Source organism: Sphingomonas sp. LT1P40 (assembly GCF_036663835.1).
GTDB lineage: Bacteria > Pseudomonadota > Alphaproteobacteria > Sphingomonadales > Sphingomonadaceae > Sphingomonas.
This window is the reverse complement of record NZ_JAXOJT010000001.1, coordinates 641,978-658,878: the sequence shown is the minus strand read 5'-3', so window position 1 is coordinate 658,878 and position 16,901 is coordinate 641,978. Positions and strand designations below refer to the sequence as shown.

Sequence of the window (16,901 nt, the reverse complement as noted above, 5' to 3'; positions counted from 1 at the left end):
TCAAGACCGCTGGAACCAACCAGCCGGCCGGAAAAACGACAGACAGGACTGAACCCTTTATGGCCACTTCGGCAAACCCAACCCGCGATGATTTCGCGGCCCTTCTCGAACAGACCCTCGGCGGCGCAGAAAGCTTTGAAGGCCGCGTTGTCATCGGCACCGTAACCGGGATCGAAAACGACCTCGCCATCATCGACGTCGGCCTCAAGAGCGAAGGCCGCGTGCCGCTGCGCGAGTTCGCAGCGCCTGGCCAGGCCGCCGACCTGAAGGTCGGCGACGAAGTTCAGGTCTATGTCGATCGCGTCGAGAACGCGCAGGGCGAAGCGATGCTCAGCCGCGACCGCGCTCGCCGCGAAGCCGCATGGGACACGCTGGAACTCGAATTCTCGCAGGGCAACCGCGTCGAGGGCGTCATCTTCGGTCGCGTCAAGGGTGGCTTCACCGTCGATCTGTCGGGCGCCGTGGCATTCCTGCCCGGCTCGCAGGTCGATATCCGTCCGGTGCGCGACGTGCAGCCGCTCATGGACCTGCCGCAGCCGTTCCAGATCCTCAAGATGGATCGCAAGCGCGGCAACATTGTCGTTTCGCGTCGCGCGGTCCTCGAAGAGAACCGTGCCGAGCAGCGTTCGGGCCTGATCCTGTCGCTGGCCGAGGGCCAGGTGATCGACGGTATCGTCAAGAACATCACCGATTACGGTGCGTTCGTCGACCTGGGCGGCATCGATGGCCTGCTGCACGTCACGGATCTCAGCTACAAGCGCGTCAATCACCCTTCGGAAGTCCTGAACATCGGCGACACCGTCAAGGTTCAGATCATCCGCATTAACCGCGACACCCAGCGTATCTCGCTTGGCATGAAGCAGCTTGAGAGCGATCCGTGGGATGGCGCCGGCGTCAAATATCCGATCGGCGCAAAGCTGTCGGGCCGCGTGACCAACATCACCGAATATGGTGCGTTCGTCGAACTGGAAGCAGGCATCGAAGGCCTCGTCCATGTCAGCGAAATGAGCTGGACCAAGAAAAACGTCCATCCTGGCAAGATCGTCAGCACTTCGCAGGAAGTCGAAGTGATCGTGCTCGAAGTCGATCAGGAAAAGCGTCGCATCTCGCTTGGCCTGAAGCAGGCTCAGCAGAACCCGTGGGAGGCATTCGCCGACCAGCATCCGGTCGGCACTGAAGTCGAGGGCGAAGTCAAGAACGCCACCGAATTCGGCCTGTTCATCGGTCTGGAAGGCGACGTCGACGGCATGGTCCACATGTCCGACATCGCATGGGGCATCTCGGGCGAGGACGCACTGGCGCTTCATCGCAAGGGCGAGATGGTCAAGGCAGTCGTCCTGGCGATCGAAGCCGACAAGGAGCGCATCAGCCTCGGCATGAAGCAGCTTGAGCGTGGCGGTGTTTCGACCGCGGCGGCAGCCGCTCCTGGCGGTGCCGGCGCACGCGTCAACAAGAACGAGGTTGTCACCGTGACGGTCCTCGAAGTCCGCGACGCGGGCCTCGAAGTTCAGGTCGGCGACGATGGCGCGACCGGCTTCATCAAGCGTACCGACCTGGGTCGTGACCGCGACGAGCAGCGCCCCGAGCGCTATCAGGTCGGCCAGAAGTTCGACGCGATGGTGACGGGTGTCGATCGCTCGAAGAAGCCGACCTTCTCGATCAAGGCGATGCAGATCGCTGAAGAGAAGCAGGCCGTTGCACAATATGGTTCGTCCGATTCGGGCGCATCGCTGGGCGACATTCTCGGCGAAGCCCTCAAGGCACGCGAAGAGAAGAAGTGATTGGGTGCGGGGCGGGCGGTTTTTTCCGCCCGCCTCGCCAATCATTTCAACGGTTTCGCGCCCGGCCGTTCCAAATCCGGGGGCACAGCCGCAAGATTCGATTGATGCAGGTAAGGAAACGGGCGTAAAACGGGACCGCAAACATGGTCCGCCCGATTTTGAGCGCGACCACGTACCGGCGATGTGCCGATTTTTGGGGATGCGGGGATGATCCGTTCGGAACTCGTACAGATGCTGTCGGTGGAAAATCCCGACCTGTCGGTGCGTGAGATCGAGAATATCGTCGATGTATTCTTCGAGGAAGTTACCGGCCGCCTGATCGCCAATGGCCGCGTCGAACTGCGTGGCTTCGGGGCGTTTTCCACCCGCGCGCGCGACGCCCGCACGGGCCGCAACCCGCGCACCGGCGAGACCGTCGATGTCAACGCAAAGCGCGTTCCCTATTTCAAGCCCGGCAAGGAAATGCGCGCGCGCCTGAACGTGTGAGCGTTACGCACCGCGCCAATCCGCTTGGCACCCTCTGCAATCGCCGATAGACGATCTCCCGCGCGCGGGCGTGGCGGAATGGTAGACGCACCGGACTTAAAATCCGTTGGGCTTTGGCCCGTGGGGGTTCAAGTCCCCCCGCCCGCACCAGTGTCCTTTTGGTAAGACGGCACCGGCCCGCTCCCCCACCCGGCCACCCAACGTCAATGTATTCCATGAGTGGCCGGGTGGGGGAGTATCCGGTCGGTCATGCCCCCGGCATGACCTGAATCACCGGACACTGGCCGGTGCCGCACTCTCCACAAATTACGCTATTTCTTCACCGTGCAGAAATTCGGTATCGATCTGCGCCTGCATCGCCGCCACATAGCGCGGCCCAACCAGCGCATTGGCCGGGAACAGCGCGTCCAGCTCTTCCAGCAGCTCGGGCTTCGGTATGATCACCGCAGCGGCCACATTCTCCTCCAGATGCGCGATGCTGCGCGTTCCCGGGATCGGCACAATAAACGGCGCCTGCGCCATCACCCACGCCAGCGCCAGCTGCGCCGGGGTCATCCCCGCCCGGTGGGCCAGTGCGTTGAACTTCGCCACCAGTTCCAGATTGCGTGACAGTTGCGGCTGGACGAAACGCGGCATCGTCACGCGAATATCGCCCTTCACATAATCATCGTCATGTACGCCGTCCGCCAGCATCCCCCGCGCGACCGGTGAAAACGCGACCAGCCCGATTCCAAGCCGCCGGCAGGCGTCGATCACCGCGACCTCCGGATTGCGCACCGCCAGCGAATACTCGCTCTGCACCGCCGCAACCGGATGCACCGCATGCGCCCGCGCGATCGTCTCAGCGGAAACCTCGCTCAGCCCGATCGCGCCGATCTTGCCCGCTTCCTTCGCCCGCACCAGCGCGCCGACCGAGTCCTCGACCGGCACCCGCTTATCCAGCCGGTGCAAATAATAGAGGTCGATATGGTCGGTCCCCAGCCGCGTCAGCGCACCCTCCAGCGTCCGCGCAATCGCTTCGGGCGATCCGTCCAGAATGCGCCGTCCTTCGTGCATGTCGAGCACGCACTTGCTCGCCAGCGTGAACTCTTGGCGGCGGTGCATCACCTTGCCCACCAGCCGCTCGTTTGCCCCGCCGCCATAGAGCGCCGCCGTGTCGAGGAACGTCACGCCCAGGTCGAGCGCGCGGTTCAGCAGCGCCTCGCCCTCGGCCTCGCTCGGCGGCGTGCCATAGGCGTGGCTCAAATTCATGCAGCCCAACCCGATTGCGGAAACCCGCAACGGACCGATGTCGCGTGTCGGCAATGGCATCAGAGCGGCAACCCCACATAATTCTCGGCAATCGCCGTCTGCATTGCCGTGGATTCGGCGACATAAGCAAGCTCCGCCGCCTGCATGCGATGCTCGAAATCGCCATCCTCCGGAAAGCGATGCATCAGCTTGGTCAGATACCAGCTGAACCGCTCCGCCTTCCAGATCCGCGCCAGCGCCTTGGTCTGATAGCCCGTCAGCCCGCGCTCATCCCCAGCTTTTAGACAAGCGATCAGCGCAGTCGACAGATAGGCAACGTCCGACGCCGCCAGATTCAGCCCCTTGGCCCCCGTCGGCGGCACGATATGCGCGCTGTCCCCGGCCAGGAACAACCGCCCATGCCGCATCGTCTCGAACACGTAACTCCGCAGCGGCGCGATCGACATTTCCAGTGCGGGCCCGCGCGTCACCCCATGCGTGCTGATCGGGTCGAACCGCGCCGCCAGTTCGTCCCACAGCCGGTCCTCGCTCCAGTCCTCGATTTTGTCGGTCAGCGGCACCTGAATATAATATCGACTGCGCGTCTTCGACCGCATTGACGCCAGCGCAAAGCCGCGATCGGTGTTGGCGTAGATCAGCTCGTCATGGCACGGCGGCACATCGGCGAGGATACCCAGCCAGCCGAACGGATATTCCCGCTCATATTCACGCACCGCGCTCGCCGGAATGCTCTTGCGCGACGGCCCGTGAAACCCGTCGCACCCGGCAATGAACGCCGCATCGATCCGCCTCGTCTCGCCATCCTTCACATAGGTCAGATACGGTGCATCGCTTTCCAGATCATATAGCGCGACATCCTTCGCCTCGAACACAATGTCCAGCCCGCGCTCGGGTGCTGCATCCATCAGATCGCGGGTCAGTTCGGTCTGGCCATAGACGGTGACATGCTTTCCCGTCAGAGCGGTGATGTCGATGCGGATCAGGTCGTCGTTGGTGGCAAGGTTGAACCCTTCCTCGATCAGCCCCTCGGCCTTCATCCGCTTGTCGATGCCCAGCTGCGTCATCAAGCCAGTCGTCACCGTCTCCAGCACGCCCGCGCGGATGCGGCCCAGCACATAATCGCGCGCCTGCCGCTCGACGACGACACAGTCGACCCCCGCCGCCTTCAGCAAATGCCCGAGCAACAGCCCCGACGGCCCGGCCCCGATGATCGCAACCTTCGTCTTCATCGCGTGGCTTCCAGCTGCTTCTCCAGCGCGTCGAGCACCCGGTAACAGGGCAGTACCTGCGCCACGCTCGAATTCGGCTCACGCCCCTCGCGGATCGCCGCGATGAACTCGCGGTCCTGCAACTCGATGCCGTTGTTGCTGACGGTCACCCCGGTCAGGTCGATCGGCTCTTCCTTGCCGGTCAGCAAATCATCGTAACGCGCGATCCATGTGCCATTGTCGCCGATATAGCGGAAGAACGTGCCCAGCGGCCCGTCATTGTTGAACGACAGCGACAGCGTGCAGATCGCGCCGCTTTCAGCTTTCAGCTGGATCGACATATCCATCGCAATGCCCAACTCAGGATGATGCGGCCCCTCAATCGCATTGGCCTGAACGATCGGCCCGGCCTGATAGGCGAACAGGTCGACCGTGTGCGCGGCGTGATGCCACAACAGATGGTCGGTCCACGACCGGGCCTCGCCCTTCGCATTCATGTTCTTGCGGCGGAAGAAGTAGGTCTGAACGTCCATCTGCTGGAGGTTCAAATCACCCGCGACGATCTTGTTGTGGATATACTGGTGCGACGGGTTGAACCGCCGCGTATGCCCGACCATGCAGACAAGGCCGGTCGCCTCAGCCTTCGCCAGCACCGCCTCGGCATCGCCCAGACTGTCGGCCAGCGGAATTTCGACCTGCACATGCTTGCCCGCATCCATGCACTGGATCGCCTGCGCGGCGTGCATCTGGGTCGGCGTACACAGGATCACCGCGTCCAGCCCCGGCTGCGCCAGCGCATCGGCCAGTTCGGTGGTCGCGTGCGGGATCCCGTATTTGTCGGCCACCGCCTGTGTCGGCTCCAGCCGCCGCCCGACGACCGAGATCACCTCGACCCCGTCGATCAGCTTCAGCCCATCCAGATGCTTTTCACCAAAGGCGCCTGCGCCCGCGAGTGCGATTTTCATGGTCAACTCCACTTCGTCTTTTGAACCACCGTCAGGCGACAGGCTCCAGCACCAGATGTCCGATCGCGGTATTGCTGCACGGCACATGGTAATGCCGGTGCAACACCCGCGTGGCCTTGCCCAAGCTCCCACGCATGATGAGCCACATCACCATTTCGATCCCCTCGGACCCGGTCTCACGCAGATATTCGATGTGCGGAATGTGGCGCAGCCGGTCGCTATCGCCGATCATGCCGTCCAGAAAATCATTGTCCCATTCGGCGTTGATCAGGCCCGCGCGCGGCCCCTGCAACTGGTGGCTCATGCCGCCGGTCCCCCATACCTGAACGTTCAGGTCCTCGGGAAAACTCGCCACTGCCCGCGCGATCGCCTCGCCCAGCGCCCAGCAGCGATTGCCCGATGGCGGCGGATAGGTGACGACGTTGACCGCCAGCGGGATGACCTTGCACGGCCATTCCTGCACATCGCCGAACATCATCGACAGTGGCACGGTCAGCCCGTGATCGACGTCCATCTCGTTGATGATCGTCATATCGAATTCGTCGAGGATCAGGCTCTGCGCGATATGCCACGCCAGGTCGGGATGCCCGATGACGTCCGGCACCACGCGCGGTCCCCAGCCCTCGTCGGCCGGTGCATAACGCTCGCCGCACCCAATCGCGAAGGTCGGGATGATCTTCATGTCGAATGCCGACGCATGGTCGTTATAGACCAGGATCACGACGTCGGGCTTCGCCGCCCTCTCCCATTCGCGGGTCCAGTCATATCCGGCAAAGATCGGATCGAAATAGGCGTCGCGGTCCTTCTTCTGGTCGTGCGCCACGCCCAGCAACGGCACATGGCTCGACGCCACGCCGGCGGTAATCCGGGCCATTATTTGCCCTCCTTTATAGAACGAACGCCATCGGGCGAACGCCCCCCGGCGTTCATCATCGCCTGATAATCCTCGGTCGACATGCCGCTCATCGTGCTCACCGCCTGCAAGAAACTGAGGCCGTCAGTCGAGAACACTTTGGCCAGGAAATAGATATTCCCGCCCAGATCGAGCAGCGCGTTGTAATCGCGCGCCAGCACCGCCGCCTTCTGCGCATCGCTCAGCGGCCATTCGTCCAGATATGCGGTCTCGTCCGCCTTCCACGCCAGGCGGTTTTCCGGCTTCATCAGGCTCATCGCAAACTGGTTGAGCTGATAGCCCTGACGCGCCCGCGCCGCCGTAAACACGCGCGTGCCGGGAATGTCCTCCATCTCGGCGAGATAGGCGTGGATGTCAGTCGGTGCCTTGGGTTCGCAGCCGCTCACGACACACATCCCTTACTTCCGTCATGCTGAACTTGTTTCAGCATCCACGGTGCCACCAGCGACGCAGTCGCCTGTGGATGGGTGGACCCTGAAACAAGTTCAGGGTGACGGTGGAAGGAGGAGAGCAGGTGTCCCATCACAGCCCCCGCTCCCGCAACTTCGCATCCAGCAGCGGAAATACCCGCCGTGCATTGCCGGAGAAGATCGCCGCACGCGCCTCATCGCTGATATCCAGCGCATCGACATAGCGTTTGGTGTCGTCGAAATAGAAACCGGTGGTCGGGTCGATCCCGCGCACCGCACCGACCATTTCCGAGCCGAACAGGATGTTCTTGTTCTCGATCACCTCGGCCAGCAGATTGATGCCGGGCTGGTGATATACGCAGGTGTCGAAGAACACGTTGTTCATCAGATATTCGTCCACCGACGGCTTTTTCAGCATGTCGGCCAGCCCGCGATACCGCCCCCAATGGTATGGCACCGCCCCGCCGCCATGCGGGATGATGAACTTCAATGTCGGGAAATCGGCGAACAGATCGCCTTCCAGCAACTGCATGAACGCGATCGTATCCGCGGCGATGTAATAGCCGCCGGTCGCGTGCATCGCCGGGTTACAGCTGCCCGACACATGAATCATCGCCGGCACGTCCAGCTCGACCATCTTCTCGTACAATGGATACCAGTATCGATCAGTCAGCGGTGGATGCGTGAAATGCCCGCCGCCCGGATCGGGGTTCAAATTGCACCCGATAAAGCCAAGCTCGGTGACGCAACGCTCCAGCTCGACAATGCTGTTCGCCATGTCCGCCTTGGGCGATTGCGGCAGCATGCACACGCCGACGAACGTCTCGGGAAACAACCCCACCACGCGCGCGATCAGGTCGTTGCAGCGGATCGCCCATTCCTTCGCCACATCGGCGTCACCAACATGCGGTGCCATCGCGGAAGCGCGCGGCGAAAAGATCGTCAGGTCCGCCCCACGCTCCTTGATGAGACGCAGCTGGTTCGCCTCGATCGTCTCGCGGATTTCTGCATCGCTGATCTTGGGATAGGGCGGCGGCGCAGTCCCCGCTTTGAACGCCGCCACCTGCGCCTCGCGCCAAGCGTCGTGCGCCGTGGGCAGCACGGTATAATGGCCATGACAGTCGATAATCACGCGGCCCGTTCCTCTCTCGCTTGTTCTATCACCGCCAGCTTCGCCGCCAGCCCGTCGGGCACCGCCACGCCCAGCGCACCCAGCGTCCGCTGCCGCGCGATCGTCCCGCGCGTCATCACCGGATCGACGCCCAGTTCTTCGAGCGACTTCGCTACCTCTTCCATCTCCGCCGCACGCCGCGTCCCGTGCGCCAGCATCCGGTCTAGATTATAGTCCACCCGCTCGCCCCAGCCCTGCGCCTTCCAGCTCGCGTCCAGCGACGCCAGCACGGCATCCGCCACGCCCGCACGGCTCGCCGCCAGGATGCACTCGGCGGTCAGCGCTTCGACGCCCTTGACCATCACCGACCGGATCATCTTGATCGCCGAAGCATCGCCGATGGTCGGCCCGGCGATGGAAACCTTGGTGAACCCATACTCCCGCAGCATCGCCACGGCATCGTCGGCATGTAGCCCCGCCACCAACAGCGGCACATCCAATTGGACTGGGTGCACGGGTGCCATCACCGCCACATCGACATAGCGACCGCCGACCGCCTCGATCACCTCGACCGCCGCGTGCTTGGTGCCGGGAGCCACGCTGTTCATATCCAGCCACAGCGCCCCGGTCGTCAGCAACGGGGCATAGTCTCGCGCCGCAATCAGCGCCTGATCCGCCGTCACCAGCGACAGAACTGCATCCGCGCCGTCCAGGGCTTCGCGTGCCGTCTCACATCCCCGCACGCCAGCGGCTTCATAATCCGCCAACTTGGCGGGCCGCGCAGCCGGGATCGTCGTATCACGGTCAAAAGCGCGAACGCCCGGTCGGGCAAACGCATTCCCCGCTTCGCCAAAGCCAATGAAGGTATAGATCGGACCCATCCGCAGACCTTGTCCATATCCCATGCGGGTCACCAATCGAATTGCGGGGAATCCTATCGATTTTCCTGAAGTCTGGTTTCAATGGTCGCTTGATGAAGCAGGTCGATCAGGCGTTGCCAGGATGCGGTCGGACGCCAGCCGGTGCGCGTGCTGATGCCGATCGTTCGGATCGTATCTGGCAGATCGGGGCCAATCCGCACGAGCATCCCCGCCTGAACTTCCAGCGCCACCTGATCGGGCGACAATAAGGTCAGCAGGTCGCTCTGCGCGAGCAATCCCCGGATCACCATCACCGACCCGCACTCGACCGGCACCACGGGCTTCACGTCGCCGAACAGCGCCTCCCAATGCGACCGCAGCGGCGTTCCATGCGGCCCGACCACCCAAGACTGCGCCGCCAACCTGGCCAGATCGACCGCCCGCCCCTCCAATGGATGTCCTCGGCGCCCGAATATCGCCAGCCGATCGGTAAACAGCGGCACTTGCTCGACCCCCGGCGGGGCTTCATCGCGCAGCGCGCCGACCATCACGTCGATCACCCCGTCCAGCAACGGATCGACCAGTTCGCGCCAGGAACCCTCGACCACGTCTACCACTGCGTTCGGCGATTCCTTCAGGAACAGCGCCAGCGCACGCGGCAACAACAATGCCCGGCTCAGCGGCATCGCGCCGACCGCAACGCGCCCGCCCTCGCCCTCGTCGCCGCGCGCTTCCGCAATCCCCGCCGCGATCTCGCCCGCCGCCAGCCGCACGCCGCGCGCCAGCGCGCGACCGGCTGGCGTCAGCACCATCCCCCGCCCGCGCCGCTCCGCCAGCGGCGTCGCGCAAATCTGCTCCAACTCGCGTATCGCGCGGTGGATTGCCGGCTGCGACAGGCCGCTGACCGCCGCCGCGCCCGCAAAGCCCTGTGCATCGGCAAAGTGCAGGAACGCCTCGAGCTGGGTCGCGGTCATCAATTGCTCGGGCCGCGAGAAGCCGCGTCCGCTCCGCCCCGTCCGCCGCGCCGCTGCCAGAAACGCAAACGCCCGTGCCGCCCGCTCGGCCAGCGCCAGACCCGCTGCGGTCGGCGTCACCCCGTCCGGATGCCGGTCGAAAAGCATCACGCCCAGCTGCCGCTCAACCTTGCCCAACCCCTGAGTCAATGCCGGCTGCGACAGTCCCGCCGCCTCCGCCGCGCGGCTCAATGTCCGCTGTGTCACGACATCGTTGAGCGCGCGCAAATGACGCAGGTTGAGATCGAATGGCTGGATCACGTCGCCATGTATCGCAAAATCTTATGGGTTAGGGCAAGTTCGGAAAGCGAACATGTCGCGTCCGATGTACGGATCGGTCACAACCCCGGTTCTATTTGCCCAAGGACAATCACCCATGAGTGGACGCGTCGTTCAAAACATCCTCCGCACCGCGTTGGACATTGTCGATGCGCTGGGCGAATGCGGCGTCGCGACGGTCCACGAAGCACAAGGCCGCATCGGCCTGCTCGCCCATTACATGCGGCCGATTTACGCCGGTGCGCGCGTCGCCGGGAACGCCGTCACCATTTCCGCGCCGCCCGGTGACAACTGGATGCTGCACGTCGCAATCGAGCAGTTGAAGGAAGGCGACATCCTCGTCCTCGCGCCGACCAGCCCGTGCGTCGACGGCTATTTCGGCGACCTCCTCGCCACCTCCGCAATCGCGCATGGATGTCGCGGGCTGATCCTCGACGCCGGTATCCGCGACGTGCGCGATTTGACCCAAATGGGCTTCCCGGTCTGGTCGAAAGCGGTGTTCGCGCAGGGGACGGTCAAAAACACACTGGGGTCGGTCAACGTGCCGATCGTCTGCGCAGGCGCGGCGATCGAACCGGGCGATGTGATTGTGGCGGATGACGATGGCGTGTGCGTGGTCAAGCGTGCAGATGCCGCTTCGGTGCTGGAGAAGGCCCGCGCCCGCGAGGCGAATGAGGAGTCCAAACGCAAGCGGCTGGCAGCGGGCGAGCTCGGCCTCGACATCTACGACATGCGCGGGCGGCTCGCAGAGATGGGTTTGAAGTATGAGTGACAACGCCCTTTCAGGAAAAGGGGGTCCCGGTTTTCCTTCCGGAAAGGGTGTTCAACAAACAAGCACCCGCTGCATGTGGATGCGCGGAGGTTCGTCGAAAGGCGGCTATTTTCTGAAGGACGATTTGCCCGCCGACATTGCCGCACGCGACGCCTTTCTGTTGCGTGTGATGGGCTCACCCGATCCGCGCCAGATCGACGGCATGGGCGGGGCCGATCCGCTGACCAGCAAGGTCGCGGTCGCGAGCAAATCGGCGCGGGCGGGCGTCGATATCGACTATTTGTTCCTGCAGGTGTTCGTCGATCAGGCCATCGTCACCGACGCCCAGAATTGCGGCAACATCCTTGCCGGGATTGGGCCATTCGCGATCGAGCGCGGGCTGATCGCGGCGCAGGATGGCGAGACCCGCGTCGCCATCTTCATGGAGAATACCGGGCAAGTCGCGGTGGCCACGGTCCAGACCCCCGGCGGCAATGTCACCTATACGGGCGATGCGACGATCAGCGGCGTCCCCGGCACGGCAGCGCCCATCCCGCTCGCCTTTCGTGACACTGCGGGATCGTCGTGCGGCGCGCTGCTTCCGACCGGCAACGGCGTCGACGAGATCGACGGGGTGAGGGTCACGCTGATCGATAACGGCATGCCGTGTGTCGTCATCGCCGCGAGCGACATGGGCATCACCGGGTACGAGGACCGCGACACGCTCGACGCCGATAGCGCGATGAAGGCCAGGGTCGAGGCGATCCGCCTTAGAGCGGGGCCGTTGATGAATCTGGGCGACGTCACCGAAAAATCGGTTCCGAAGATGATGCTGGTCGCCGCACCAAAGGAGGGCGGCGCGATTGCCGTTCGCTCGTTGATCCCGCACCGCGTCCATGCCTCGATCGGCGTGCTGGGCGCGGTCAGCGTCGCTACCGCATGCCTGATCGAAGGATCGCCCGCCGCCGCGCTCGCCGTCGTGCCAGATGGTCGCAACCTGACGCTTGGCGTCGAACACCCCACAGGCGTCACGGAATGCGTGGTTATGCTCGATGAAGCGGGCCAGCCGGTCGAGGCGGGCATGCTGCGCACCGCTCGCAAATTGATGGATGGAGAGGTTTTCGCATGAGCACGGACGCAGAGGGCCGCATCCGCAGCTGGACGCTTGAGCCGTCCGCGCCACGCTTTACCCCGCCCCCCGGCGCAGTCGATGCGCATTGCCATGTGTTCGGCCCGATGGCGGATTTCCCGTTCAGCGCGAAGGCCAAATATCTGCCTCAGGATGCAGGTCCTGACGCGCTGTTCGCCCTGCGCGAGAAGCTTGGTTTTGCGCGCAACGTTATCGTGCAGGCGAGCTGCCACGGCACCGATAATGCCGCGACCCTTAACGGCATCGCCGTGTCGAACGGCACCTGTCGCGGCGTCGCGGTGGTCGATCCAGCGATCAGCGACGAAGAACTCGACGCACTGCACGCCGGCGGTATTCGTGGCGTGCGGTTCAATTTCCTGAAGCGGCTGGTGGACGACGCCCCCAAGGACAAATTTCTTGAGGTCGCCCGCCGGATCGAGCGACTCGGCTGGCATGTCGTCGTCTATTTCGAGGCCGACATCCTTGAAGAGATGACACCCTTCCTCGCCGCAATTCCCACCCCGATCGTCATCGACCATATGGGCCGCCCGGATGTGTCGCAGGGGCCGGATGGGTCCGACATGACCGCATTTCGCGCGCTGTTCGACAGTCGCGACGATATCTGGACCAAGGTGACCTGCCCCGACCGGCTCGATCCGGCAGGGCCGCCCTATGCCGATTTCGTGCGCGCCGTCCGCCCGCTGGTCGAGGATTATTCCGACCGCGTTCTATGGGGCACCGACTGGCCGCACCCGAATATGGAAACCAACATTCCCGACGATGGCGCGCTGGTCGATGTCATCCCGCTGATCGCACCGACTGCCGAGCTGCAACACAAGTTGCTCGTCGCCAATCCGATGCGGCTTTACTGGCCCGAGGAAGGCTGACATCACGGATGCGGGAACAGGGGGCACGGGACGCCTGATCCTGCTCGGCGCGATCACCGCGCTGGGATCGCTGGCGATCCAGATCATCGTACCCGCTTTGCCCCTGCTTGCCAGCGGCATCGGCGCGTCCCCCGCAGGAGGGCAGCTGATCATCTCGGTCTATCTGATCGGGCTGGCGCTGGGGCAACTGGCGTTGTCGCCGATCGCGGACCATTATGGACGGCGACCCGTCTTGCTGGGCGGGGTCGTCGTGTTTCTGGTCGGGACTCTGTGCTGCGCTGTCGCAAGCGATCTCGGCACGATGCTGGTCGGGCGCGTCATTCAGTCGCTGGGCGCGTCGTCCTCGCTGGTCACGGGCCGCGCGATGGCGACCGACAAGGCACCCGTGGGCAAGGCAGCGGCGCCGCTGGCGATCCTTACCAGCGTGACATTGATCTCCCCCGCCCTCGCCCCCGCAATCGGCGGCGCTCTGGCCAGTCTGGGCGGCTGGCGATCGCTGTTCTGGATCCTCGCCGCGCTCACGCTGATCGGCGGCGCGCTGGCGATCCGGATGCTACCGGAAACCCGCCCCGGCGACCGCCAGCCGCTGCACGCCGGTCGGCTGGCGCGCAACTATTGGCAGGTCGCGCTGCACAGCGGCTATCTGCCCCTGGCCTTTGCCAACGCGATGATAAGCGGCGGTTTCTACCTGTTCCTTGCCGTGTCGCCGTTCGTGCTGGACGCGGCGGGGGCGACCACGGCGCAGGCGGGGCTGTTTTACTCGGCAGTCGCCTGCGCGATCATCGGCGGGACGCTGACCGTGCCGGTTGTGCTGCGACACTGGCCGACGCGGTTGAAGATGCTGGGATCAAGCGCACTGGCGCTCGGCGCCACAACAGTCATTATCGTCGCAACGACCGGCGCGAATCTGGGCGGACTGTTCGTAGCGATGGCGCTGATCGCTTTCGGCGCCGGACTGACCGGCCCATCCTTGCTGGCCGAGGCACTCGAGCGGCAACGCGATCGGGCGAGCGCGGCGACGAGCCTGTTCGGGACGATGCAGATGGGCGGCGCGGCGCTGATCTCGACCGCAGCGGTGCGGATAGCGCCGTCGCCGCCGGTCGAGCTGGCGCTGATCGGGGTGCTGGTGATGCTGGCACTGGTAGCGCGCCACCTTGCGGGCGGCGCGCCGACCGAGGTTTAGCCCCAGACGTCCTGCGCCACGTCGATCACCAGCCGCATCTTCGCCGCCTGCTGCTCGACCTCGATATCGTTGCCGTGGACGGTCGAGGAAAAGCCGCATTGCGGCGACAGCGCCATCTGGTCGAGCGGCATATGCTGCGCAGCATCGTCGATGCGGCGCTTCACATCGTCCGCCGATTCCAGCTCGCCCAGCTTCGTGGTGACGAGGCCGAGGACGACCGTCTTGCCTTTCGGTACATGCCGCAGCGGCGCGAAGTCGCCCGAGCGGGGATCATCATATTCAAGGAAATAGCCGTCGACTTTCAGTTCATTGAACAGCACCTCGGCGACCGGTTCGTAACCGCCCTCCGCCGCCCAGCTTGAGCGGAAATTGCCCCGGCACAAATGCACGCAAACGGTCATGTCATCGGGCTTGTCGCGGATCGATTCATTGATGATGCGGGCATAGAGGCGCGGCAGCTCGTCCGGGTCCATGCCGCGCTTCCGCGCATTCTCGCGCTGCGTGTCGTCGCACAGATAGGCCAGGTTGGTGTCGTCGAGCTGAAGGTAGCGGCATCCGGCATCGGCCAGACTGGCGATCTCGGCGCGATAGGCGGCGGCAAGGTCGGTGTAGAACGCATCGAGGTCGGGATAGGCCGCCTCGTCGATCGCATCGCGCCCACCGCGAAAGTGCAGCATCGTCGGCGACGGGATCGTCACCTTCGGCGTGCGCGACGTGCAACTCGCAAGAAACTCGTAATCGGCACGCTGGATGTCGCGGGCATGCTCGACCTTGCCCGTGATCTTTATGACGGGCGGAGCGTAGGACAATTCCTTGCCGCCATGCTGATGGAAGTGGACCGCGGTGCCGCCCGCTTCCTCGACGCCGTCCAGCTGGAGCAGGAAATCGGTGTGGAAATAGGTGCGGCGGAATTCGCCGTCGGTGATGCCCTGAAGCCCCAAATCCTCCTGAAATTTCACCACGCCGCGAATCGCTTCGTCTTCGACGGCGCGCAATGCGGCGCCGTCGATCTCGCCCGCCTTATAGGCCGCGCGCGCGTCGATCAGCGGCTTGGGGCGAAGGAAGCTACCGACATGGTCGGCACGAAACGGGGCTGCGGGCATCCTTAAATCTCCTTGCGTTATTTGTAAGTATTACATACAAAATGCTGCAACATCGATAGGACAGAGAGAGGCGCGAGGCAATGACCTGGATCACCAACCGCTGGTACGTCGCCGCATGGGATTCGGAGGTCGATCGCGCCCCAATCGCCCGCACCATCTGTGGTGAGCCGGTGATGCTCTATCGCAAGCTGGATCGCAGCATCGTGGCGATGCGCGACGCCTGTCCCCACCGCCTGTTGCCGCTGTCGATGGGGTTCAAGGAGGGCGATTCGATCCGTTGCCGCTATCACGGCCTGTTGGTCGGGCCGGACGGTTGCGCCACCGAAATGCCGATCAAGACGGAGCGGGTGCCCAGGGGCGTGTGCGCGACATTGTACCCGGTGGTCGAGAAGCATCGCTTCGTGTGGATCTGGGTCGGTGAAGCCGCAAAGGCCGACCCGGCGCTGATCCCCGATTTCTGGCCATGCAGCGCCGCAGGGTGGACGTTCGATGGCGGCTATAACCACATCGCCTGCGACTATCGCCTCGTCATCGACAACCTCATGGACCTGAGCCACGAAACCTGGGTGCATCAGGGGTCGATCGGGCAGCACGAGATTACCGAGGCCCCGATCGAGACGGTGGTGGAGGGCGAGGAAGTGCGGGTGCGCCGCTGGATGCCGGGGATCGAACCGCCGCCCTTCTGGCGTGACGCGTTGCGCTCTGCCGGGCCAGTCGATCGCTGGCAGGTATGCCATTTCATTCAGCCGTCATCGGTGCTGATCGACGTCGGCGTGTCCCCGGCCAGCGCGGGCGATACGATCGACAGCCATGACTCGGGGGTGCGCGGCTTCGTCGTCGATGCCATGACGCCGGAGAGCGAGACGACGACGCATTATTTCTGGGGGATGGCGCGCAACTTCGACATCGATGATGCCGGGTTCACCGCGCGGTTCAAGGCGCAGCAAGGCCAGGTGTTCGATGAAGATGTCGAGGTGCTGGAGGCGCAACAACGATCGATGGAGGCCAATCCGGATATGAAATTGCGCGGCTATTCGATCGATCAGGGCAGCGTGCGGGCGCGCCAGATCATCAACCGTCTCTCCGCCGCCGAGCGTCCCGCCGAAGCGCTCCATGGCGCGGATTGAGCGCGGCGATCTCGACCGCAATCTGGGACTGCGGCTGCGACGCGCGCATGGCGCGGTGCAGCGGCATTTCACCGATCATTTCGCCGATCTCGGACTGACCCAGAAACAGGTGTCGGTGCTGTGGCTGGCGGGCGATCACCCCGATCTGGCGCAGACCGATCTGGCGCGGGCGCTGGACATGGATCGCGCGACGACGATGGCGCTGGTCCACGGGCTGGAAAAGCGCGAGCTTCTTTCACGCAGCCCTTCGCGCAGCGATGGGCGGCGGATCGCACTGCGCCTGACGCCCAAGGGTGTGACGCTGCTGACCCGGGCAAAGTCGGTGATCGCCGAGCACGAAACCTGGCTGTGCAACCGCTTCTCCGCCCGCGAACTCGACACGCTTTTCGACCTTCTGCAACGTATCCATAATTGATCCTTGCTATAACTGTATGGCCGACATAC

Annotated in this window: 17 protein-coding genes and 1 tRNA gene; 9 read left to right on the top strand and 9 right to left on the bottom strand. The window is 64.0% G+C overall.

Annotated features, from left to right (window positions below):
- Window positions 1-59 precede the first annotated feature (59 nt).
- The 3 genes from rpsA (at window position 60) to U1702_RS03045 (ending at window position 2,417) form a co-directional block, all read left to right on the top strand.
- The gene (gene rpsA, locus U1702_RS03055) at window positions 60-1,781 is read left to right on the top strand and encodes a 30S ribosomal protein S1 (RefSeq protein ID WP_332721939.1); all 1,722 of its coding nucleotides are present in this window, start codon (window positions 60-62) and stop codon (window positions 1,779-1,781) included.
- A 207-nt stretch (window positions 1,782-1,988) separates the two neighbouring features.
- On the top strand, window positions 1,989-2,267 hold the full coding sequence (locus U1702_RS03050; protein ID WP_332721937.1) for an integration host factor subunit beta: 279 nt from the start codon (window positions 1,989-1,991) through the stop codon (window positions 2,265-2,267).
- A gap of 64 nt (window positions 2,268-2,331) precedes the next feature.
- A tRNA-Leu gene (locus tag U1702_RS03045) sits at window positions 2,332-2,417 on the top strand.
- Window positions 2,418-2,573: 156 nt separating this feature from the next.
- Here U1702_RS03045 and U1702_RS03040 read toward each other — a convergent pair.
- The 8 genes from U1702_RS03040 to U1702_RS03005 all read right to left on the bottom strand — a co-directional run bounded on the left by U1702_RS03040 (window position 2,574) and on the right by U1702_RS03005 (window position 10,259).
- Complete coding sequence (locus tag U1702_RS03040; RefSeq protein ID WP_332721935.1) at window positions 2,574-3,578, bottom strand: aldo/keto reductase; 1,005 nt, start codon at window positions 3,576-3,578, stop codon at window positions 2,574-2,576.
- Window positions 3,578-4,747: a 4-hydroxybenzoate 3-monooxygenase gene (gene pobA, locus U1702_RS03035; protein WP_332721933.1), complete on the bottom strand. Its 1,170-nt coding sequence runs from the start codon at window positions 4,745-4,747 to the stop codon at window positions 3,578-3,580. Before pobA ends, U1702_RS03040 begins: the two co-directional genes overlap by 1 nt.
- Window positions 4,744-5,691: a Gfo/Idh/MocA family oxidoreductase gene (locus U1702_RS03030; RefSeq protein WP_332721931.1), complete on the bottom strand. Its 948-nt coding sequence runs from the start codon at window positions 5,689-5,691 to the stop codon at window positions 4,744-4,746. The genes pobA and U1702_RS03030 overlap by 4 nt, the downstream gene beginning before the upstream one ends.
- A 31-nt stretch (window positions 5,692-5,722) precedes the next feature.
- The gene (locus U1702_RS03025; protein WP_332721929.1) at window positions 5,723-6,565 is read right to left on the bottom strand and encodes a class III extradiol dioxygenase subunit beta; all 843 of its coding nucleotides are present in this window, start codon (window positions 6,563-6,565) and stop codon (window positions 5,723-5,725) included.
- A complete protein-coding gene (gene ligA / locus U1702_RS03020; RefSeq protein ID WP_332721927.1) occupies window positions 6,565-6,990 on the bottom strand; it encodes a protocatechuate 4,5-dioxygenase subunit alpha in 426 nt (141 codons plus the stop codon). Before ligA ends, U1702_RS03025 begins: the two co-directional genes overlap by 1 nt.
- A 136-nt stretch (window positions 6,991-7,126) precedes the next feature.
- A complete protein-coding gene (locus tag U1702_RS03015; RefSeq protein ID WP_332721926.1) occupies window positions 7,127-8,146 on the bottom strand; it encodes an amidohydrolase family protein in 1,020 nt (339 codons plus the stop codon).
- Window positions 8,143-9,006, bottom strand: a complete 864-nt coding sequence (locus tag U1702_RS03010) for an NAD(P)-dependent oxidoreductase (protein WP_332721924.1) — start codon at window positions 9,004-9,006, stop codon at window positions 8,143-8,145. The genes U1702_RS03015 and U1702_RS03010 overlap by 4 nt, the downstream gene beginning before the upstream one ends.
- 53 nt (window positions 9,007-9,059) lie before the next feature.
- The gene (locus U1702_RS03005; RefSeq protein ID WP_332721922.1) at window positions 9,060-10,259 is read right to left on the bottom strand and encodes a LysR family transcriptional regulator; all 1,200 of its coding nucleotides are present in this window, start codon (window positions 10,257-10,259) and stop codon (window positions 9,060-9,062) included.
- A gap of 115 nt (window positions 10,260-10,374) precedes the next feature.
- Here U1702_RS03005 and U1702_RS03000 point away from each other — a divergent pair, with 115 nt between their 5' ends.
- The 4 genes from U1702_RS03000 to U1702_RS02985 all read left to right on the top strand — a co-directional run bounded on the left by U1702_RS03000 (window position 10,375) and on the right by U1702_RS02985 (window position 14,227).
- Complete coding sequence (locus tag U1702_RS03000; protein ID WP_332721920.1) at window positions 10,375-11,049, top strand: 4-carboxy-4-hydroxy-2-oxoadipate aldolase/oxaloacetate decarboxylase; 675 nt, start codon at window positions 10,375-10,377, stop codon at window positions 11,047-11,049.
- 73 nt (window positions 11,050-11,122) lie between these two features.
- Window positions 11,123-12,157: a 4-oxalomesaconate tautomerase gene (locus U1702_RS02995; RefSeq protein ID WP_332721919.1), complete on the top strand. Its 1,035-nt coding sequence runs from the start codon at window positions 11,123-11,125 to the stop codon at window positions 12,155-12,157.
- Window positions 12,154-13,044 carry an amidohydrolase family protein gene (locus U1702_RS02990; RefSeq protein WP_332721917.1) on the top strand — a complete coding sequence of 297 codons (891 nt, stop codon included), beginning with the start codon at window positions 12,154-12,156 and terminating at the stop codon, window positions 13,042-13,044. Before U1702_RS02995 ends, U1702_RS02990 begins: the two co-directional genes overlap by 4 nt.
- On the top strand, window positions 12,977-14,227 hold the full coding sequence (locus U1702_RS02985) for an MFS transporter (protein ID WP_332724549.1): 1,251 nt from the start codon (window positions 12,977-12,979) through the stop codon (window positions 14,225-14,227). The genes U1702_RS02990 and U1702_RS02985 overlap by 68 nt, the downstream gene beginning before the upstream one ends.
- Here U1702_RS02985 and U1702_RS02980 read toward each other — a convergent pair.
- Window positions 14,224-15,330: a 5-methyltetrahydropteroyltriglutamate--homocysteine S-methyltransferase gene (locus tag U1702_RS02980; RefSeq protein WP_332721915.1), complete on the bottom strand. Its 1,107-nt coding sequence runs from the start codon at window positions 15,328-15,330 to the stop codon at window positions 14,224-14,226. The genes U1702_RS02985 and U1702_RS02980 overlap by 4 nt on opposite strands.
- An 80-nt stretch (window positions 15,331-15,410) precedes the next feature.
- Here U1702_RS02980 and U1702_RS02975 point away from each other — a divergent pair, with 80 nt between their 5' ends.
- Both U1702_RS02975 and U1702_RS02970 read left to right on the top strand, forming a co-directional pair.
- Window positions 15,411-16,457, top strand: coding sequence for a Rieske 2Fe-2S domain-containing protein (locus U1702_RS02975; RefSeq protein ID WP_332721914.1), 1,047 nt, complete (start codon window positions 15,411-15,413; stop codon window positions 16,455-16,457).
- Complete coding sequence (locus U1702_RS02970; protein WP_332721912.1) at window positions 16,444-16,872, top strand: Saro_0803 family transcriptional regulator; 429 nt, start codon at window positions 16,444-16,446, stop codon at window positions 16,870-16,872. The genes U1702_RS02975 and U1702_RS02970 overlap by 14 nt, the downstream gene beginning before the upstream one ends.
- Window positions 16,873-16,901 lie beyond the last annotated feature (29 nt).